Source organism: Niveispirillum lacus (assembly GCF_002251795.1).
Lineage (GTDB): Bacteria > Pseudomonadota > Alphaproteobacteria > Azospirillales > Azospirillaceae > Niveispirillum > Niveispirillum lacus.
On sequence record NZ_NOXU01000024.1, the window covers coordinates 35,449 to 56,232 of the forward strand.

Consider the following 20,784-nt stretch of genomic DNA (forward strand, 5'->3'; position numbering starts at 1 on the left):
GACAGGTTTTCCGGCCCCAAACACTGCCTTCGCCAAGCCTGTCCCGCGCTTGCCGGCCTTGACAAGCCATGCCCGTCCGGTGTGGTGTGCGCCATTCGTGCCGGAGGCTTTGCCGCCGGTGTCCCCTTTCTGTTGCCTGTTTGCATCTGGGATCGATCCGCCATGCACGCCTATCGTTCGCACAATTGTGGCCAACTCCGCCTGGACCATGCCGGTCAGACCGTCCGCCTGTCCGGCTGGATCAACCGCAAGCGCGACCATGGGCAGTTGCTGTTCGTCGATCTGCGCGACCATTTCGGCATCACGCAGTTGGTCGTCGACACCTCGTCGCCGCATTTTAAGGTGCTGGAAGGTCTGCGCCTGGAATCGGTGGTGACCATCACCGGCGAAGTGGTCGCCCGTACCGCAGAGACCGTCAACGAGAACCTGCCCACCGGCCATATCGAGGTGGTGGTGCGCGATGTGTCAGTGCAGTCGGCCGCCGATCCGCTGCCCTTGCAGGTCAATAGCGAGCAGGATGCCGGTGAAGAGCTGCGCCTGCGTTACCGCTTCCTGGACCTACGCCGCGAGAAGATGCAGAAGAACATTCTGCTGCGCTCCAACGTCATCGCATCGGCCCGCCGCCGCATGATCGAACAGGGTTTTGTGGAATTCCAGACCCCGATCTTGACGGCCAGCAGCCCGGAAGGGGCCCGCGACTTCCTGGTGCCGTCGCGCAACCATCCCGGCAAGTTCTACGCCCTGCCGCAGGCGCCGCAGCAGTTCAAGCAGTTGCTGATGGTCTCGGGCTTCGACCGCTATTTCCAGATCGCCCCCTGCTTCCGCGATGAGGACAGCCGTGCCGATCGTTCGCCGGGTGAGTTCTACCAGCTCGATTTTGAGATGAGCTTTGTCACCCAGGAAGATGTGTTCGCGGCCATCGAGCCGGTGATCCACGGCATTTTTGAAGAATTCAGCGGCTTCACGGGCACCAAGCGGACCGTGTCGCCTTACCCGTTCGTGCGTATCCCCTATGCTGAATCGATGCTGAAATACGGCAACGACAAGCCGGACCTGCGTAACCCGCTGGTCATCACTGACGTGACCGAGGTGTTCAAGCGCGAGGATGTGGAGTTCAAGGCCTTCAAGGGCGTGATCGAGAAGGGCGGCGTGGTCCGCGCCATTCGCGCGCCCTCGGTCAGCGACCGTCCGCGCAGCTTCTTCGACAAGCTGAACGACTGGGCCCGTGGCCTGGGTGCGCCGGGTCTCGGCTATATCCTGTTCGAAGCGGCCGGCGGCAAGGGCCCCATCGCCAAGTTCGTGCCCGAAGCAGCTCAGGCGGCTCTGCGGGAATTGGTGGGCCTGAAGGATGGCGATGCCGTCTTCTTCGTCTGCGATCAGGTCGGCCCTGCCGCCAAGCTGGCCGGTCTGGCCCGCACCAAGATTGCTGAGGAATTGGACCTGATCGAGAAGGACACCTACAAGTTCTGCTGGATCGTCGACTTCCCGATGTTCGAATATGATGAAGAGCGCAAGAAGATCGACTTCAGCCACAACCCGTTCTCCATGCCGCAGGGCGGGCTGGACGCGCTGCTGAACCAGGACCCGCTGACCATCAACGCCTATCAGTACGACATCGTCTGTAACGGTGTTGAGCTGTCCTCGGGTGCGATCCGCAATCACAAGCCGGAAATCATGTACAAGGCGTTCGAGATCGCCGGTTACCCGCCGGAGGTTCTGGAAGCCAAGTTCGGCGGCATGCTGTCGGCCTTCAAGCTGGGCGCCCCGCCGCACGGCGGTTCGGCCCCCGGCATCGACCGCATGGTCATGCTGCTGGCCGATGAGCCGAACATCCGCGAGGTCATTGTCTTCCCGCTGAACCAGCGCGCCGAAGATTTGCTGATGCAGGCCCCCAACGCCACCACCCCGGACCGGCTGAAGGAACTGCACATCAAGCTGGACCTGCCCAAGCCGAAGATCACGACAGCGGAATAATCCCGCCCGATGCGCAAAGCAGAGGCCCGTCACCCCCCTCGGTGACGGGCTTTCTTTTTTTCTGCCGCGACCTGCATTTTCCCGCTTGCTCCTGACGCTGCGTCAGGTCCGACAAGGGACGGGCAAGGAGCATGAAGATGGACAAGGCATTATCCATTGGTGAATTGGCGGAACGGTCCGGCATTTCGGTACGGGCATTGCGACTGTACGAGGCCGAGGGGCTGATCAAACCGGTACGGACCCAAGCCGGTCGGCGGGTTTATCAGGCGGACGACGTGGCACGGCTGCAGCAGATATTGTTGCTGAAGAAGACAGGCTGCACGTTGGGCCAGATTGGCCATTTACTGGACCGTAGGCCCTTTGATCCGGCGCGGCTGATCGATGCACAGATCGACGCGTTGGAGCAAACTGAACGCAGTCTGGCCCGGACCCTGGGCCTGCTGCGCGCTGCGCGCCGTCAGCTTTGCAATGGGGAATGCCTGTCCGTCGATGCCCTGTGCGACCTGATCAAATTGGGAGAACAGAGCATGAGTGAGGAAAACTGGAAGCCGGTGCTGGACCGCTATTACACGGCGGCGGAGCAGGAGAAATGGCGGGAGGCGAAGGCTGCTTTCAGCCCGCAAGGGGAAACCGCGTATGTCCGCCAATGGTCAGAGTTGATCGCGGAGATCGAGGCGGCCATTGCCTGCAAGGTGACACCAGCGGATGAACACGCCCAGCGTCTGGCCGTGCGCTGGTATGAACTGCAAAAACCACTGGTGGAAAAGGTGGGCGTAGAGGTCTGGAACAAGGCCAGTCGCATGTACCAGGAAATGGACCAGTGGCAGACGCCGCAGGTGCAGGCCCCGTTCAGCGCGGCGGTCTATGAGTTTGCGGTTCGGGCCGCTGACGCCGCCCGCGCCAACGGGTTGATCCCGCCCCGTCAGCCCGGGTGAGCGAGCGGCGGGATGCCGGGGCGCTAGCGCCCGCTCATTCCTGCTTATCAGATGGCGAGGCAATGACGGTAACATTGTCCCGGTGCCAACAGAGGGCAGCCTGTCCTATGGGCAAGCGCTCTGCGCGCCATAACGCTCAATCCGCAGCCTCTTCTCCACTACGTCCCACCGGTACAGTCTGTCAAAGGCGCACTCCGGAAGGTCGGGGACGGGCGGGCCGCCGAGGGCTTTGATCAGGGCGGGTACCGTGTTGGAATGGCCGACGACCAGCGCCACCTGTCCCGGCCGCAGTCCACTCAGTTTGTCCGCCGTCAAGCGGATATGGGTTGGCATGTCGCCGGGCGGGATGGGCACTACCTCCGCCGTGACGCCCGCCTGAACCGCCGCAGGCGCAGCGGTATCGCGGGTGCGGCGGGCGTGGCTGGTCAGGATCATTGTGGGCGGGGTGGCGCGCAACATATCGGCCAGCGTCTGGGCCCGGGCCTGCCCTGCGGGGGTAAGGCCGGGGTCCTGTTCGGTGCTCTTTTCGGCATGGCGGACCAGGATGATTTCCTGTGCCATGGCCGGCAGTGCCATCAGCAGCATCAGTGACGCCAACAATGTTGCGCCACCCCTCATTCAATCTCTCCCAGCACGTCGCATAGATTGACCAGCATACCGGCCGTAGCACCCCAGATATAACGGTCACCAAAGGGGAAGGCCCAGAAATATCGTTGTGCGCCCATGAACTCGCGGGCCTCCCGTACCCTGCTGGCTGGGTTCAGGATGAAGGAGAGCGGTACCTCGAACACGGCATCCACCTCATTCGGGTCGGGGATCAGGGTAAAGGGGGGGCGCACCCGCGCCACCACCGGCACCACGCGGAACCCCGTGCGGGTGATATAGGTGTCCAGCCGGCCCAGCACGTCGATATGCTGGCGCGACAGGCCGATCTCTTCCTCCGTTTCGCGCAGGGCGGTGGCGATGGCGTCATCATCATGTGGTTCCACCCCGCCGCCCGGAAAGCTGACCTGCCCGGCATGGGCGGCCAGGTGCGCCGTGCGCTGGGTCAGCAGCAGCGTCGGCCCACCCTCCCGATCGATCAAGGGGACCAGAACGGCGGCATCGCGCAGGGTCGGCGCTATTTCCAGCCCGGGATTGCCGTCCAGGTCACCCCGCCGCCCCGCCGGTGGTTCCATCCGCCGGAACAGATCATGGATCGCCCGCATCAGCGGGCTGGCTGTCACCAACACCGTATCAGACACTGCGCCTCAATCTCCCTCCACCCAACCCAGGGGGAAAAACACCCCCTGGCTCCAGACGCCGACCATGCCGGCATCGCCGGGTTCCGCCCGTTCAACAAGATCATAAAAGATCGCACGGTTTATCCGTGCTTCCAATGGTGTCGCGGCGGGCCCTTTGACGCGGATATAGGGGCGGGGCTCACCCGTGACGGGATCGGTGACCACGCGGATCGGATGGTCAGGGCCAGCCGTCACTTCGGTTTCCAGATTGGTGGTGAAGTGCAGGGACTGGTCTCGTCCTTCTCCTGACACTGACAGGCCGACGGCGACAAAGGGCGCATCCTCCACGAGGATACGCCCGCGTTCAGCCGGGGTGATCAACCAGAAGTCGCCGGCTTCATCCCGCCGCAGCACTGTCGCGAACAGCTTCACCAGGGGAAGCCGGCCAATGGGGCTGCCGTGATAGGTCCAGGTGCCATCGGTGCGGATGACAATGGGATAGGCTTCATCCTCGGCGCTCGGCGCACGGGGGGCCCCACCCGCCAGGGCCTTCAGGGCCACATCGGCGCCGGTGGCCCCATCCGCCTTTGGTGCATTGGCATGCCCATTCTGCTTGCTTTCCATCATCGTGGCGGGAACCATCCAGGTCAGTCAGTCGCGGTCGTCACGCCGCATTGATAACATAGTCCTCGTGCTTAGCTTCTGGTACCCAGGGAGTGTCACCATCAAGCAGGTGACAGCAGTCGAAGGGAAGATGATGGTGCTGAATTCATCCGACGCCGTCCGTGGCAGTGACCCCCAGACCCTGCTGCGCGAGGTGGAGGCGCTGGGGACCAAGCTGACCGCCGCGCGCCAGGCCATCGGCCGTGTCATCTTCGGCCAGCAGGAGGTGATCGATCTGTCGTTGGTCACGCTGTTGGCCGGTGGGCACCTGCTGCTGATCGGCGTGCCGGGCTTGGCCAAGACACGACTGGTGGAAACGCTGGGCACCGTCATGGGCATGGATGATCGTCGGGTGCAATGCACGCCCGATCTGATGCCCGCCGATATTCTGGGCTCCGAAGTGCTGGAGGAACGCGACGATGGCCGCCGTGCCTTCCGCTTTATCCCCGGCCCCGTCTTTGCCCAGTTGCTGATGGCCGATGAGATCAACCGCGCCAGCCCGCGTACCCAGTCGGCCCTGTTGCAGGCCATGCAGGAAGGCCGCGTGTCGGTGGCCGGGCACTACCACCCGCTGCCCCGGCCCTTCCATGTGCTGGCCACCCAGAACCCGCTGGAACAGGAGGGCACCTACCCCCTGCCCGAGGCCCAGCTCGACCGGTTCCTGTTGCAGGTGGATGTGGATTATCCTGACCGTGACAGCGAACGCCGCATGATGATCGCCACCACCGGGGCCGAGGCTGGTACGGTGTCGGCGGTATTGACCCCACCGGACCTGATTGCGGCCCAGGCCCTGGTCCGTCGCGTCCCCGTGGGCGACAGTGTGGTCGACGGTATCTTGGATCTGGTCCGCAACGCCCGACCCGACAGCACCCCGCTGGATATGGTGCGCCGGCATGTGGCCTGGGGTCCTGGTCCCCGCGCCTCTCAGGCCCTGATGTTGGCCGCCCGCGCCCGTGCGCTGCTGGATGGCCGGCTCACCCCGTCGCTGGATGATGTCGTGGCCCTGGCCAAACCGGTGTTGCGTCACCGCATGGCGCTGAATTTTGCAGCACGGGCTGATGGCATCACGTTGGACGTGCTGATCGACCAGCTTTGCGCTCCTCTGGCCTGACCACCATGGAAAACAGCCACCCGCCCGCCGCCATCCGCGCCCAGCACCGGGCGGAGGACCTGGCCCGCCGGCTGCCACCGCTGCTGGTGGCGGCCGAACGCATCGCGGCTACGGTGGCGCAGGGCGCGCATGGCCGGCGCCGGGTCGGCACGGGTGAAACCTTCTGGCAGTTCCGCCGCTATCAGCCAGGCGATGCTCATAACCGCATCGACTGGCGCCAGACCGGCAAGTCGACGCATGTCTTCGTGCGCGAGAATGAGTGGGAAGCGGCACAGACCGTCTGGGTCTGGCGCGATGACAGCCCCTCGATGAACTGGCGGTCGGACCGTAACCTGCCGACCAAACGCGATCGCGCCGACCTTCTATCCCTGGCTCTGTCGGCCCTGCTGCTGCGCGGCGGCGAACGGGTGCATCTTGCGGGCAGCGATGTGCCCCCATCGGCCGCCCGTTCCATCTTGCCGCGTCTGGCCGACTGGCTCACCGGACAGATCTACACGCATGACGGACCGGGCCTGCCGCCAGCATCGGTACGACTGCCCCGCCATGCCCAGGCAGTGCTGTTCGGTGACCTTCTGTCGCCATTGGACCGGATCGAGGCGTCCGTGGCCCGCTTGTCGGGCCGTGGCGTGCGCGGCCATCTGGTCCAGGTGCTGGACCCCGGCGAAGAGACTTTGCCCTATGCGGGCCGTGTCCGCTTCAAGGGGTTGGAGGGCGAAGGCTCGCTGCTGGTGCCGCGGGTCGATGGTGTGCGTGACGCCTACAGAGAACGGCTGGCGGCACAGCGCGACGGGCTGGCGGGCATAGCGCGGGCCGCCGGCTGGACCCTGACCCTGCACCGCACCGACAAGCCGCCGCAGATGGCGCTGCTGTCGTTGTGGACTGCCCTGTCGGGAGAGGGGTGACACCCATGCTGAACCTGGGCCCCCTTGCTTTTGCCGCCCCCTGGCTGCTGCTGGGGTTGGTGGCATTGCCGCTCCTCTACTGGCTGCTGAAGGTCACACCACCCAACCCGCGCACGATCAATTTCCCGGCCATCCGCCTGTTGGCCGATCTGGTCCATCCGGAAGAAACGCCCAACCGCACCCCGCTCTGGATTTTGATGTTGCGCATGGTGCTGGCGGCGCTGGTCATCCTGGCCCTGTCGCGCCCGCTGCTGAACCCGGCGGCGACGCTGCCGGGTGGTGGGTCGCTGCTGCTGGTTGTTGATAATGGCTGGGCGTCGGCACGTGACTGGCCGGCGCGGCAGGCGGCCATGGACAGCCTGATTGATCAGGCCGACCGTCAGGGGCGGGCGGTAACCTTGCTGGCCACCGCACCCTCGGCCAATGGGGATGCCCCGGTTCTCGCCGGTCCCATGCCGGCCAGCGCTGCCAAGCGTGTGGCCCAGACCCTGGTCCCCGTCCCCTGGCCGGTGGACCGCGCCGGGGCAGTCAAGGCTTTACAGGGCTTCCGCCCCGGCGGCGCGCCCTACAGTGTCTGGCTGACCGATGGGGTGGTCACGGCAGGCCCCAGCGGTATCGCAGACCCGGCCGCTGCCGACATGGTCGCGCTCCTGCGCCGCCTGGGGGCGATGGAGGTGCGGGGAGACGGGCCGGAGCGTCCGGCCTTGCTGATCCGGCCACCGATGCTGGATGGGGCGGGCCTGCGCGTCCCCGTCGAACGGTCCGATACCACCTTGCCGCTGCCGGTCACCTTGCGAGCCCAAGGGGCCGATGGCCGCCTGTTGGGGGCTGCCACTGCTACCCTGTCGGCCGGTCAGGAACGGGTGGAGGTGACGCTGGACCTGCCCACCGAACTGCGCAACGAACTGGCCAGCCTGCGCCTGGAAGGCCAGGACAGTGCCGGAACGGTCCTGCTGACCGATGAACGCTGGCGCCGCCGGCCGGTGGGGCTGGTTTCTGGCCGGGCCAATGGTGAACAGCCGCTTCTGTCTGATCTCTATTATCTGGAGCGGGCGCTCGCCCCCTATGCCGAACTGCGCAAAGGAGAGATCGGGGAACTGCTGGACCGCAGCCTGTCGGTGCTGATCCTGGCCGATGTCGGGTCGCTGGCCGACACAGAGATTGCCCGCCTTCAGGCCTGGATTGATGGCGGCGGCGTGCTGTTGCGCTTTGCCGGCCCACGTTTGGCCCAGAATGCCGACAGCTTGATCCCCGTCCCGTTGCGGGCCGGGGGGCGGGCGCTGGGCGGGGCGCTGTCCTGGGATAATCCCGCCGGTTTGGCGCCCTTTGCCGATGACAGCCCGTTCCATGGCCTGACGGTTCCGGCCGACGTGACCGTAAAACGGCAGGTCTTGGCCGAACCCGGCATTGATCTGGCGCCACGTATCTGGGCCCGGCTGGCCGATGGGACGCCGCTGGTCACCGCTGAACGGCGCGGGCGCGGTGCTTTGGTCCTGGTCCATACCAGCGCCGGGCCGGACTGGTCCAATCTGGCGCTCTCAGGCCTGTATGTGGACATGTTGCGCCGGGTGGTGGCCCTGTCCGCCGGGGTCGCTGGGGGGGAAGCCGTGGGCGTCCTGGCGCCGCGTGCGATCCTGGACGGGTTTGGGCGCCTGGGCGACCCGGCGGGGACCACCTTCCCGCTGGCAGCCGGCGATTTGGGGGGGGCTGTAGGACCGCGTCATCCGCCAGGCTATTACGGCCCCGCCGAATCGCCCCGCGCCTTCAACCTGTCTCCCACGATACCGGCGATGACCACGCCCGATACGCTGCTGGCCGGCGTGCCTCGGGGGTTGTACGCTGGCGGCGGCGAAACCGAATTGAAACCGATCTTGTTGACCATGGCGCTGATTCTGGGCCTGATTGATCTGCTGATCGCGCTGTCTCTGCGTGGGTTGTTGCCGCGTCTGCCCGGTCTTGGCCGGGGAGCGGCGACCGGTCTGGCGCTGCTGCTGGCGGTGGGTGCGGGTTCGGGAGAAGCGAGGGCCGATGATGCCCGCGCGATTGAGGCGACCGCCCAGAACTGGCTGGCCTATGTGCGCACTGGCGATGGAGCGGTCGACGGGGTCAGCAAGGCCGGGCTGGAAGGGTTGGGCCGGGTCCTGGCCGACCGTACAGCGGTAGAGGTGGCCGGCGCCATGCCCGTTGACCTGGACCAAGATGATCTCTCGTTTTTTCCCCTGATTTACTGGCCGGTGACAGAGGGGCAGACCAGCCTGTCGGAAACGGCCCGTGCACGCCTGAATGCCTATATGCGCCAGGGCGGCATGGTGCTGATCGACACACGCACACCCGGCGCGGCGGGCGAAGGGCCTGGCGGCCCCGCATTAGAGGCGCTGTTGCGCGGCCTGGATATTCCGCCCCTGGCCCCGGTAGGTGCTGAACATGTGCTGACCAAGGCGTTTTACCTGCTGGGGGATTTCCCCGGTCGCTACAGTGGCGGGGAATTATGGGCAGAGGCGCGGGAGGATAATGCGTCAAATGACGGCGTATCGGCCATTCTGATCGGATCAAATGACTGGGCCGCCGCCTGGGCTATGGATGAGCGCGGTCGTCCTCTCTACCCTGTTGTTCCGGGTCCAGAACGACAGAGGGAAATTGCCTATCGTGTCGGTATCAACATGGTCATGTATGCCCTGACCGGCAACTATAAGGCCGATCAGGTGCATGTGCCGGCGATCCTGGAAAGGCTGGGCCAATGATCGGCCAGGATATCGCCCTTGCCCCACTCATCCCCTGGGTCATCCTGCTGCCGCTGGCGCTGCTGGCACTGCTGGTTGCTTTCTACGGTCTGTACCGGCGGGCACGCGGCGGGTGGTGGCGGCTCGCGGGATTGGTGGTTCTGATCCTGGCGCTGACCAACCCGTCGCTGGTGACCGAAAAAAGGGAGCCGATCAAGGATGTGGCGGTGGTCGTCATCGACCAGTCACCCAGCCAGAAGATCGGCGACCGGGCCGACCGCACCGAAAAGGCGGTGGCGGCGATTACCGAAAAACTGTCCCGCTTTTCTGATCTGGAGGTGCGATTTGTACGCGCCGGGGGTGGGGATGGCGGTGCGGCGGACGTGGAAGAAACCCGCATGATGGAGGCGATGACCCGCGCCGTTTCCGATGTACCGCGGGGGCGGTTGGCCGGTGCCATCCTGATCACCGATGGTCAGGTGCATGATGTGGCAGCATCATTGCCGTCGCTGGCCGATTTTGGCCCCGTCCATGCTGTCCTGACCGGCCGGGAAGATGAAGGCGACCGCCGCTTGACCATTGTGCAGGCCCCCAGCTTCGGTATCGTCGGAAAGGATATTACCTTCACCATCCGCGTGGATGACCTGCCTGGCGATGGCGACGGGGCCCAGGCCGCCGTCACCTTGCGGCAGGATGGGCAGGACCCGATGATGATGTCGGTGCCGGTGGGACAGGAGGTGCCGGTCACCCTGCCACTGTTCCACGGCGGGCTGAACATTGTCGAACTGTCGGTACAAGCAGGACCGCGCGAACTGACCCTGGCCAATAACCGGGCAGCCGTTGTGGTCAATGGCGTACGTGACCGGCTGCGGGTCCTGCTGGTATCGGGTGAACCGCATGCGGGCGAACGTACCTGGCGCAACCTCTTAAAGGCCGATCCCGCTGTTGATCTGGTGCATTTCACCATTTTGCGACCACCGGAAAAGAATGACGGCACACCTATCCGGGAATTGTCGCTGATTGCCTTCCCGATCCGCGAGCTGTTTGAGATGAAATTGTCGGAATTCGACCTGATCATCTTTGACCGCTATAAAAAACGCGGTGTCATCAACAACATGTACCTGGCCAACATCGCCGAATATGTGGAGCGTGGCGGTGCTTTCCTGGAGGCCAGCGGCCCCACCTTCGCGACACCCATGTCGCTCTACCGCTCTCCCATCGGCACCATCTTGCCAGCAGAACCTACGGGCCGGGTGCTGGAGGAACCGTTCAAACCCACCGTGACCGACCTGGGCAAACGCCACCCGGTTACGGCGGGGCTAACTGATGCGGCGGACGGCATCGGGCCCTGGGGACGCTGGATGCGCCAGATTGATGTGGCTGCCGACAAGGGCAGTGTGGTTATGTCCGGCGCCGAAGGCCGGCCGCTGCTGATCCTGGACCGGGTGGGACAAGGGCGTGTTGCGCAACTGGCCTCCGACCATTTCTGGCTCTGGTCACGCGGGTTTGAAGGTGGGGGACCGCAGGCCGAACTGCTGCGCCGTCTGGCTCATTGGCTGATGAAAGAACCGGAGTTAGAGGAACAGGATCTGCGCACCGCCGTGGATGGCAGTCGCATCACCATCACCCGCCGGTCACTGGAACCCGACACGCGCCCTGTTACCGTCACCTCCCCGGCGGATGTGGTCCAGCAGGTGGAGATGCGGGATCATGGATCCGGTCAGGCCGTGGGCACTCTGGTTGCGTCCGAACCTGGCATCTGGCGGGTTACGGATGGAGAGAAAACGGCCGTGGCCGTGGTGGGAACCTTGAACCCGCCCGAACTCGCCGATGTCCGTTCCACCGCTGAAAAGCTGGAACCAGCATTGAAGGCAACCGGCGGTGGTGCATTCTGGCTGTCGGGGGATGGGTCGCAGGTGCCGACCCTTCGCCGCGTACGACCCGGTCGCGATGCCGCCGGCTCCGGCTGGCTGGGCCTGCGCGGCAATGGTGACCATGTCGTCACCGGTGTTACCCAGACCCCGCTCCTGCCGGCTCTGCCGGTCCTGCTGCTGGCCATCGGCCTGTTGGTCCTTGCTTGGCGGCGGGAGGGCCGGGGATAGGGCGGTGATCCCCATCAGGGCTGATTTTCAGGCGGTCCTGTGCTATGATCGCTGTGTTATAAACCCTGGCGTCTGATCGTTCTGAAACAGGGCCGTGTTTCAGGTTTCACGATGTTGCACAGGGTTAAAATTGCAGGTTGGGCGGCCCCTCATATGCGACATCCATGAAACGGGCGACCGCCGCCTGTTGCACATTGTTGCGTTGGATGGTCCCCGCTACCGGACCCGTCGCTTGGTTGCTGACAGCGGGTGATGCTGTTCCACCGTTTGGCGCAGTCTTTCGCTGACCACATGGGTATAGATCTGGGTCGTGCCGATATCGGCATGGCCCAGCATCTTTTGTACTGACCGCAGATCGGCGCCATGGTCCAGAAGGTGGGTCGCGAAGCAATGGCGCAGGACATGCGGGCTGACCTTGGCCGGGTCCAGCCCTGCCCTGATCGCAAGGTCCTTCAGCAATTGACCGAAGCGCTGCCGGGTCAAGGCACCAGATGTGGCGCGCGATGGAAACAGGAAGGCCTGTTGTCTGGTCTCCCGCCCCTTGGTCATGAAGAACGGCCGATCGGGCAGATAGGCCGCAATAGCATCCCGCGCCGGGGCAGACAGGGGCACCAGCCGTTCTTTGCCACCCTTACCGCGTACGGTCAGGGCCCGCCCGTCGCGGCCTAGCGCGTTCATGGGCAGGCCGACCAGTTCGGATACGCGCAGGCCCGTGGCGTACAGCACCTCAAGCAAGGCGTTTAGCCGCCTCCCCTCCGGCGCGCCCAGGGTGGCCGCAGCCGATAACAGGGCGGCCACATCGGCTTCGGTCAGGATTTTGGGCAGCGACCTCCCCTGTTTGGGGGTATCCAGCACACTGGCCGGGTCTTCGGCGCGCTGCCCTTCGGATACCAGAAACTTGTAGTATTGGCGCAAAGAGGACAGGCGCCGGGCAACGGTTTTGACAGCGGATTTCGCTTTGATGCGATCGGCCGACAGATGCGCCAGATAGGCGCGAAGATCATCGCTGGACGCGCGGTCCAGCGGTGCCCGCCCGGCCTGCGTCAGGTAATGCGCCACATCCACAAGGTCACGACGATAGGCGTCACGGGTGTTAGCGGATGCGGCGCGCTCGGCCACCATCATGTCCAGAAAGGCATCGACCCAAGGCGGGGGCGGCGCTGCCGCCTTGCGCGGACGACCGGGCCGAGGTTTGGTCACCGACTTGATGCCCGCCTCTGCCATGACTTACGCCCCCGGCCGCAGCAGGCCGGCAATGGCCTCCGCCCCAATGCGGCGGGCCTGATCGGGCAGACCAGCGCGGCTGAGGTTTGTCAGGATTTCGGCCATATCCAGGGCCGGGGTACCGACCGGCCCGTCCTTGCCCATGGCATTGATGGCATCCAGCAGCACTGCGCCCTTGACCTGTCCTGGTGGGGCGGAGCCGTCGGCGAGCGGCGGTAGGGGAGCATCCTTGCCGCCATGCAGGGCAGACAGCAGGATCAGCACGCCGTCGGCCGTATCGCGTGCCGCCTCACCGCCAAGGTCCTTGATCCATCGGGCGCGGTCGAAATCCGTCTCCCGGACCAGATCATAAGCGGCGGCCAGCGGCCAAAGCCGGGCAAAGGCACCTTCATCCTTGCCAGCGTTGAAATCATCACGGGCGAGATTGACCCAGGGGAGGGCCGCCGTCTTTTCCCCTTGTAAAAGATGCAGACGGGCAACCAGGGGGGCGATGGAGGCAAAGCCTACCGTCAGGCGGAATTGCCGCGCCTCTTCCAGCAGGAGAGCGCCATAGGCCCCCGCCTGCTGTTCGGCCGAACTGGCCAGCATAGCGACCTTGAACAGCCCCGCCTTGGCCGCCGGTGTCGGTTCGGCCCGCAGTGCCTTCAGCACCTGGGCCCGCAGAAGCGGGGTGGGTTTTTTGGCCGCCGCCAGGGTCAACAGCTTGGCATCCGGTTCCGGCACGCTTTCATGAATCGACAGCAGCCCGGCACCGTTCAGTCCCCCCAGGGCCAAGGCCCGCTCCGCGGCGGCAAGGCGCTGCGGCAGGGGCAGGCTGGTCAACCGGGCCAGCGCGGTCAATGGCCCCGGACCCGACACCTTGGTTTCCGGCGGGAAGGGCCGACCGGAAACCAGGATGAGAGCCAGTTGGGTGGGCGTCGGTTCCAGTACACCCCTCACCGGGGTTTTGGTGCCGGCCACCACCCCTTCAGCCAACCGGGCGAACAGGTCATCCTTGTCGCCCTGTTCGCGCATCAGATCCAAGGTGAGATAAACAGCGTCGGTCTGGCCGTTGGCAACCTGACAGATGATATGCCATTTCTGCCAGACCGGATGCTGGAAGCGCGACAGCAGACCTGGGGCCTGATCGCAGGCCGCCTGACGGTTGCCGGCAAAAAACTGCATCTCCAGCCAGGCCAGGGCCGCGCCTTCGTCCGACAAAACAGCGGGGGCGACATTGCGCAGACTATCGGCCCCGTCAGCATCGCCGATACGCAACAGCGCTTCGGCCCGTAGAGCCGCAAAATCGCGGGTCTTTTCGCCGCTGCCCAGACCATCGGCGCTGGTTAGCAGCAGGCTGCTGGCGGCATGGCGCAGAGCCGGGCTGGTCAAGCCAGCGGGAATGCCGGCAACTAACGCCTCGACATCGGCGCGCGGTAACTCCCGCCACAGGTCGGGCGGCAGTCCGCCATTGTCGGGGCCCAGCGTGCCAGCCAGTTCCGGGTCCTGGGCCTTCAACTCCTCCACCATCACCCCACGGGGGATGCGGGCGTCGCCGGCGGGCACCGGCGCGACCACATCTTCACCAGCCGCCTGTACGGGAGCCGGTTCGATCGTTGGCTCCAGGGGCTGCGGGGATGGCAACAGGGAGATCGGCGCCCCGGTCGGTGCCGGTATATCCTGTGCCAGGGCACCGGGCGCGAGCAATGCCAGCGCCATCAACCCGGCAAAACGGTACCGGTTACTTGAAGCGGTCATTCGGGATCACCCGTTCCACTGGCTGCGTAGGGGCGGGCAGGTCAACGCTGGCAAGGACGGCGACACCGCCAACACCGACAAGCACAATGACCAGCAGCAGAATTTTCAACAGCATGCTCATGGAAAATAGGTTCCCGACCGCAGAATGACAGGTGTTCCGCATGGGTGGAGGGTCCAGCCATGCGTCGACAACCGGGTTCGGTTCCGCTTTTCCCTTGGCTCTCAGGGTTGGGTGGACCCACCCCCTCGTGCTATGGAAAACTCCGTTCCGGTGGCCTTGCGAGCAACCATAGCGCCCGCGTCGGGGGCTGGCAATCGCGCCACCATCCGCCATCCCGGCTAAGCCTATCGTGAGGCCGGCAAGCTGGACCTTAGAAGCCTATGTCCGTGACGGTGCTGCCAATCCCCAAGACACTGGTGCTGATCGGACTGATGGGTGCCGGCAAGACCAGCATCGGCAAACGCCTGGCCGCCAAGCTGGGCCTGCCCTTTGTCGATGCTGATCATGAGATAGAGCGGGCCGCCGGCTGTACCATACAGGAGATATTTGATCGGTTCGGGGAGGCAGGTTTTCGTGATGGCGAGCGTCGGGTGATCGCTCGACTACTCGACCAGCCCGTGCAGGTTCTGTCCACAGGTGGTGGTGCTTTCATGGATGAAGCCACCCGTGAGGTAATCCGCGAGCGCGGAATATCCATCTGGCTGCGAGCCGACCTGGACCTGCTGGTTCACCGCACAGCCCGGCGCGATCACCGGCCGCTGTTGCGTCAGGGCGACCCGCGGGCTGTGCTGGCCCGACTGATGGATTTACGCTACCCCGTTTATGCCCAGGCTGACCTGACCGTCGACAGCGATGACAGCCCGCCCGATGTGACGACCGACCGGGTCATTGCCGCCCTTCGCCATTGGCTGGGTGATGCCGACAGCAGTGCAGCCTGAACACCATTACCAAAGATTGCTGGAACTGATCATGACCCGTTCGACCACCATCGTCCCCGTCGCCCTGGGCGAGCGTTCTTATGACATTCACATCGGACCGGGTCTGATCACCAATGCCGGCACCCTGATCCGGGCCGCCATTGGCAATCGACCGCTGGTCGTCCTAACCGACAGCGCCGTCGCCGACCTGCACCTCTCGCCATTGCTGGACAGTTTGCGCGCCGCCGGGGCCAGGGTGCTGGACCCGATCGTGGTGCCATCGGGAGAATCCAGCAAGGATATGGCGAAGCTGGGCGAGGTCATGGACGCCCTGCTTGCGCGGGGAATTGAACGCAAAACGGTCCTTGTGGCGCTGGGCGGGGGTGTCGTGGGTGACCTGGGCGGCTTCGCGGCGGCGATTGCCCTGCGCGGGATTGACTTTATCCAGGTGCCCACCACGCTTCTGTCTCAAGTCGATAGTTCCGTGGGCGGCAAGACCGGCATCAACAGCCGCCATGGCAAAAACCTGATCGGGGCCTTCCATCAGCCACGACTGGTACTGGCCGATACCGACAGCCTGAAGACCCTGCCGCGCCGTGAAATGCTGGCCGGGTATGCCGAGGTCGTGAAATACGGCCTGATCGACCGGCCGGATTTTTTCACCTGGCTGGAAGCCAATGGCAAAGCGCTGATTGATGGCGATGATGGGCTCTTAACAGAGGCAATCCGTGTCTCTTGCGCTTCCAAGGCCGATATTGTCGGCCAGGATGAAAAAGAATCTGGCCTGCGGGAACTGTTGAACCTGGGCCATACGTTCGGCCATGCGCTGGAGGCAGAAGCCGGGTATGGCGCCACATTGCTACACGGAGAGTCGGTGGCAATCGGCATGGTCATGGCCTATGACCTGTCGGTGCGCATGGGATTGTGCCCGGCCAGCGACCTGGCGCGGGTCAAGGCCCATCTGGCCTCTGTCGGTTTGCCAGTATCGGCGGCCCACCTGGGTGGCGGGACCTGGACCGCTGAGATGCTGGCGGCGCATATGGCCAAGGACAAGAAGGTCAAGGATGGCCGTGTGACCTTCATCCTGGCCCGTGGTATCGGCAAGGCGTTCCGCTGCGCCGACGTAGCGCTGGCGGATGTGAAGACGGTTCTGGCTGCCTCTCTGGCCGGGTAAGGCAAGGTTGGGGGCGCTACCCCGACCACACCTTACACATACCCATCCCTATGCTGGGTTGGTTTTGCCAAGCCGTTGGTTTACTTTGGCACATCGGTCCAGGGCGGGACCCACCATTCCGGGGTAGCGCATGTTCGCCATCATCGGCCTTGTCGGCGTGTTTTTCTGTGTGTTCGGCGGTTATGTGATCTTTGGCGGCAAGATGGGCATCATCATCGAAGCCCTGCCCAAAGAGATCATGATCATCGGCGGTTCGGGCGTGTCATCCTTCCTGATCACCAACTCAGCGCACACGGTCAAGGCGTCGGGCAAGGATATCAAGAAAATCTTCGCAGGCTCGCCATTCCACAAAAAGGAATATATCGAGCTTCTGTCCCTGCTCTACCAGATCTTGAAGACCATGAAGAGCAAGGGCGTGCTGGCCATTGAGCAGCACATCGAAAAGCCCCTGGAAAGCAATATCTTCAACGCCTATCCCGCCGTGATGAAAAGCAATACCACGGTGAAGTTTATCGCCGATTACCTGCGCATGTTTTCCATCGGTGTTGATAACCCGATTGAAATGGAAAGCCTGATGGAGCAGGAAATCGACAAGATGAAGCATGAGGATCAGCATTCATCCCATGCCATCCAGGGTCTGGCTGACGCCTTGCCGGCACTGGGCATCGTGGCGGCGGTGCTCGGGGTGATCAAGACCATGGCCTCGATCACCGAACCGCCGGAAGTATTGGGCAAGCTGATCGGTGGCGCACTTGTGGGCACCTTCCTGGGTATCTTCCTTGCCTATTGCCTTGCAGCACCGATTGCCGGCCGCTTGAAAGGCATCGCCGAAGAGGACAGCATGTTCTATGGCGTGATCAAGACGGCGATCGTGGCGCATCTGGGTGGCTATGCGCCACAGGTGTCCATTGAAGCGGCACGAAAAAAGGTGCCGACAGAATACATGCCCGACTTCAATGAGTTGGAAGAAATCCTTTCCCAGATCAACTAACCTGGACGACCTTCTGGAATGAAGGGCGGGCTTAACTCCCTCATTCTCCCGCCGAATTTCTAAACCGGATAAAAGCGGGTAATTCAGGATTTACAAAGAGTGGCATCGGGAAATCCCTTTCCCGATCACTCGACCGGTGTATCCTCATTCATCATCAGAAAATCTGCACCCTGGGCCGGCATCGACTTGGCGGCCCCGGTTTTTCCCTTTGTTCTTGTGGCTTTGCGTCAACAAGGGAGCGGAAATATGCGTCTGTCGATGAAGATCCTGGCTCCGGTAGCCATTCTGACACTGGTTGCCCTGGCTGTAACCATGACAGCCCTCTGGTCCAAGGCCCGCGTCACCGACGCGACCGACGCCTTGATCCAGGCCAATCAAGCGGCCCTCGCCGCCAGCGAGTTGCGATCGACCAGTCGCGCGTTGCAGCGGGATGCCCTGAATCTGATTTTTGAGCCTGCGGATGGTCGGGCTGGCATCGTCAGTCGCTTCGACAAGCGACTGGACAGTATGGAAGCAGCGGTGGCCAAGATGCAGACCCTTCCCCCTCCCGTGCCGGGAACCAACCCCGCAGCCATCGCCGCAAGCCAGACACCGGTTGTCACGACCCTGCGGGAGGTTCGGGCCCTTGCACTGGACGGCAAATCGGCGGAGGCCCATACCCTGTTCCGGGACAAGCTTCGCAGCGCCGAACGCACAGCGTCAGAACAGACCGATCCCTATATTGCGCGACTTGAGGAGGCTGTATCAGCGCTGACGGTGAGGCTGCACGCGCTGGAAAGGCTGACCACCTGGATCTTATCGTTGACGGCGCTTCTCGGCACGCTGGGCGGGGTTAGCCTGTCGCTAGTGGTCGCACTGCGTGGTGTTACATCGCCGTTGAACCGGCTGATCGGGGCCATGGGCAGGCTTGCGGCCAATGATTTGAAGGTCCCGCTTGGCGATACCGACCGCACAGACGAGATTGGGGAAATGGCACGGGCGGTGGCCATATTCCGTGATGGCATGGACCGGGCGGAGCGCTTGGCCCGCGAACAGCAGGAGGCGGAGGCCGCGATTGCCACCCGCCGCGCCAACCGGGAAAAGCTGGTGAAGGAGTTTGTAAGCCGAACGGAGGCCATCGTCGCTGAACTGGCCGGCAATGCGGGGGGCTTACAGGATCAGGCAGGGGGATTACAGCGAGTCGCAACCAGTGCGGCCACACGAACCAGTGCTGCGGCCGAGGCCTCCAACCGTACCAGCGCCAATGTGCAGACCGTGGCGGCCGCGACCGAACAGTTGGCAGCCAGTATCCGAGAGATCAGTCGCCAATCAGCGCAGGTGGCAGCGCTGGCCGGTGATGGGGCCGATGGCGCTCAGCGGACGGCCGGTGACATTGCAGCCCTGGCCGACAATGTCGCTCAGATCGGGCAGATTGTGGATCTGATCGACGGAATTGCGGCCCAGACGAACCTTTTGGCCCTGAACGCCACGATTGAGGCGGCCCGGGCTGGTGAAGCTGGGCGGGGGTTTGCCATCGTCGCGTCTGAAGTGAAGGCCTTGGCAACACAGACGGCATCCGCGACGGAGGATATCCGGCGGCGTGTCGAAGGGGTACAGGCAGCGACACGCGGATCGGTTGGTGCCATTGGCGCTATCGTGACTGCCATTGATCAGATACGCAGCATGACAGGCGCTATCGCCGCGGCTGTGGAGGAACAGGCTGCGGCCACGGCCGAGATTACCCGCAATGTCCAGGCAGCTGCCGTCGGAACGGAGGATATCCGACAGGATCTGGATGGGCTGGTCGCTGTGGCAGGTGAAACGGGCGATACGGCGCGATTGGTTACCGGAACTGCTGATGGCGTTGCGGGACAGGCAGGCACACTTCGGCGAGACGTGCAGGGGTTCGTTGAACAATTGTCGGCTGCCTCACCGCCCCGACAGGGGGACCGTGCATTTAGGTATGGCAAGGCGGCTTGACCCGCGCGGCGGCAGCGGTTCATGGTGTGGGCGCAAACGGAAACAGGACCACCATGCCCGCTGCCTCCTCACCCCGCCGATATACACGGCACCAGTCGATATGGCTGGCAGACGATGGCTGGGGCGTGGAACTGATTGATCAGACCGCCCTGCCGGCACAATGTGTGGTCCGGCGGTTGGCCAGCGTGGGCGACGTGTTAGGCTCCATCATAGGTGGCGTGGCACGTGGGCCGGGTCTTGTTTCCGTGTTGGCCGCCTATGGCTTGGCGCTGGCCGCGCGGCGCGATCCTGACATTGTTCCGGTCATGACAGCGTGGCACGCCCTGGCGGCCACCGACCCTCGTTGCCCGCGCCTTCGAGGCGTGCTGGACCGGATGCGGGAGGTGCTGGACGTCACCCCACCAATGGAACGTGCGCAACGCGCCTATATGGAAGCGGATGCCATCGCCATAGAAGAACTAGCCAGCAATCTGGCCATTGGGCGACACGCCATGGGCCTTCTGCGCCGTGTCGGTGCAGGCGGCGGCGACGGCAAACCGCAAACCGTGCTGCTGGCTTCCGAGCCGGGCTGGCTTTCTTCTGTCGGTTGGGGGGCTGCGTCAGCCGGCCTGTTTTTGGCACAGGAGCAAGTGGATTTGCGTCGCGCCACCGGCGGGGTACTGGGCGATGATATCGCCCCGCCGCAAGTGGTGACGATCGGTGCCTTGGCGGCTTGGGAGATGGTGGAGGCTGGCATACCCCATAGCCCGTGCGACCTGGAGGGAGCACTCGACTTGGTAAGCCGAGGGGTGGTCGAGCGTTTGTTTGTTGCGGCATTACGCGCCAGCGCGCGGGGCGATGTCATGGCATCCACCGGCATCGGCGAACTTGCGCGGGCCGCCCGATCTGCGGGGATCCCACTTCATGTCTGTCTGCCCGCATCCGCGATCAATTGGCAGGCGTTGGGCCCGGCCACCATCACCGCATCCGGCATGGATATTCTGCCCCTGGCATTGATCAGCAGTTTTATCACGGACCGGGGACCGGTGGCTGCGGAAGCGGAAGCCCTGCTGGACCGGTTCCCCGACCATGAACCCTTGTCCTATGGCGAACTGCCGGCAGCCAATGACGCCTGACTATCTGGCCGAATGGAGATCGGGTCCGCCCAGTGC

Annotated in this window: 17 protein-coding genes; 11 read left to right on the forward strand and 6 right to left on the reverse strand. The window is 64.1% G+C overall.

Going from position 1 to position 20,784, the window contains the following annotated elements; genetic code table 11:
• Positions 1–162: 162 nt before the first annotated feature.
• Both aspS and CHU95_RS05900 read left to right on the forward strand, forming a co-directional pair.
• Positions 163–1,974 carry an aspartate--tRNA ligase gene (aspS, locus tag CHU95_RS05895; protein ID WP_094454704.1) on the forward strand — a complete coding sequence of 604 codons (1,812 nt, stop codon included), beginning with the start codon at positions 163–165 and terminating at the stop codon, positions 1,972–1,974.
• A 137-nt stretch (positions 1,975–2,111) separates the two neighbouring features.
• Entirely contained in the window at positions 2,112–2,909 is a 798-nt protein-coding gene (locus CHU95_RS05900) for a MerR family transcriptional regulator (RefSeq protein ID WP_165772035.1), read from the forward strand.
• 105 nt (positions 2,910–3,014) lie between these two features.
• Here the strand turns inward: CHU95_RS05900 and CHU95_RS05905 are convergent, their stop codons facing one another.
• Genes CHU95_RS05905 through CHU95_RS05915 form a run of 3 tightly spaced genes read right to left on the reverse strand, consistent with a single transcriptional unit; the run spans position 3,015 to position 4,759 of the window.
• Positions 3,015–3,527, reverse strand: a complete 513-nt coding sequence (locus CHU95_RS05905; RefSeq protein WP_094454708.1) for a SixA phosphatase family protein — start codon at positions 3,525–3,527, stop codon at positions 3,015–3,017.
• Complete coding sequence (locus CHU95_RS05910; RefSeq protein WP_245837898.1) at positions 3,524–4,153, reverse strand: CoA pyrophosphatase; 630 nt, start codon at positions 4,151–4,153, stop codon at positions 3,524–3,526. The genes CHU95_RS05905 and CHU95_RS05910 overlap by 4 nt, the downstream gene beginning before the upstream one ends.
• A gap of 6 nt (positions 4,154–4,159) precedes the next feature.
• A complete protein-coding gene (locus CHU95_RS05915; protein WP_245837899.1) occupies positions 4,160–4,759 on the reverse strand; it encodes a DUF1285 domain-containing protein in 600 nt (199 codons plus the stop codon).
• Between the two features lie 127 nt (positions 4,760–4,886).
• Between CHU95_RS05915 and CHU95_RS05920 the strand changes: the two genes are divergently transcribed.
• Genes CHU95_RS05920 through CHU95_RS05935 form a run of 4 tightly spaced genes read left to right on the forward strand, consistent with a single transcriptional unit; the run spans position 4,887 to position 11,630 of the window.
• Entirely contained in the window at positions 4,887–5,906 is a 1,020-nt protein-coding gene (locus CHU95_RS05920) for an AAA family ATPase (RefSeq protein WP_165772036.1), read from the forward strand.
• A 5-nt stretch (positions 5,907–5,911) separates the two neighbouring features.
• On the forward strand, positions 5,912–6,808 hold the full coding sequence (locus CHU95_RS05925; RefSeq protein ID WP_094455122.1) for a DUF58 domain-containing protein: 897 nt from the start codon (positions 5,912–5,914) through the stop codon (positions 6,806–6,808).
• Between the two features lie 5 nt (positions 6,809–6,813).
• Entirely contained in the window at positions 6,814–9,549 is a 2,736-nt protein-coding gene (locus tag CHU95_RS05930) for a DUF4159 domain-containing protein (protein WP_094454712.1), read from the forward strand.
• Positions 9,546–11,630, forward strand: a complete 2,085-nt coding sequence (locus CHU95_RS05935; protein ID WP_094454714.1) for a hypothetical protein — start codon at positions 9,546–9,548, stop codon at positions 11,628–11,630. The genes CHU95_RS05930 and CHU95_RS05935 overlap by 4 nt, the downstream gene beginning before the upstream one ends.
• A 216-nt stretch (positions 11,631–11,846) precedes the next feature.
• Here the strand turns inward: CHU95_RS05935 and CHU95_RS05940 are convergent, their stop codons facing one another.
• From CHU95_RS05940 to CHU95_RS22355, 3 genes are read right to left on the reverse strand one after another with little or no spacing between them, the layout of a single operon-like run.
• Positions 11,847–12,854 carry a site-specific tyrosine recombinase XerD gene (locus CHU95_RS05940; RefSeq protein ID WP_094454716.1) on the reverse strand — a complete coding sequence of 336 codons (1,008 nt, stop codon included), beginning with the start codon at positions 12,852–12,854 and terminating at the stop codon, positions 11,847–11,849.
• Between the two features lie 3 nt (positions 12,855–12,857).
• A complete protein-coding gene (locus CHU95_RS05945) occupies positions 12,858–14,591 on the reverse strand; it encodes a hypothetical protein (RefSeq protein WP_094454718.1) in 1,734 nt (577 codons plus the stop codon).
• Complete coding sequence (locus tag CHU95_RS22355; RefSeq protein WP_165772037.1) at positions 14,575–14,712, reverse strand: hypothetical protein; 138 nt, start codon at positions 14,710–14,712, stop codon at positions 14,575–14,577. The genes CHU95_RS05945 and CHU95_RS22355 overlap by 17 nt, the downstream gene beginning before the upstream one ends.
• Before the next feature lie 260 nt (positions 14,713–14,972).
• Here CHU95_RS22355 and CHU95_RS05950 point away from each other — a divergent pair, with 260 nt between their 5' ends.
• The 5 genes from CHU95_RS05950 (at position 14,973) to CHU95_RS05970 (ending at position 20,748) form a co-directional block, all read left to right on the forward strand.
• Entirely contained in the window at positions 14,973–15,530 is a 558-nt protein-coding gene (locus CHU95_RS05950; protein WP_094454720.1) for a shikimate kinase, read from the forward strand.
• Positions 15,531–15,561: 31 nt separating this feature from the next.
• A complete protein-coding gene (gene aroB, locus CHU95_RS05955) occupies positions 15,562–16,683 on the forward strand; it encodes a 3-dehydroquinate synthase (protein WP_094455124.1) in 1,122 nt (373 codons plus the stop codon).
• Between the two features lie 130 nt (positions 16,684–16,813).
• Positions 16,814–17,674 (forward strand): flagellar motor stator protein MotA, encoded by an 861-nt coding sequence (gene motA / locus CHU95_RS05960; protein ID WP_094454722.1) that lies wholly within the window; start codon positions 16,814–16,816, stop codon positions 17,672–17,674.
• Positions 17,675–17,920: 246 nt separating this feature from the next.
• Entirely contained in the window at positions 17,921–19,633 is a 1,713-nt protein-coding gene (locus tag CHU95_RS05965; RefSeq protein WP_094454724.1) for a methyl-accepting chemotaxis protein, read from the forward strand.
• A 53-nt stretch (positions 19,634–19,686) separates the two neighbouring features.
• Positions 19,687–20,748 carry a translation initiation factor eIF-2B alpha/beta/delta subunit family protein gene (locus CHU95_RS05970; protein ID WP_094454726.1) on the forward strand — a complete coding sequence of 354 codons (1,062 nt, stop codon included), beginning with the start codon at positions 19,687–19,689 and terminating at the stop codon, positions 20,746–20,748.
• The last annotated feature ends 36 nt before the right edge of the window (positions 20,749–20,784 follow it).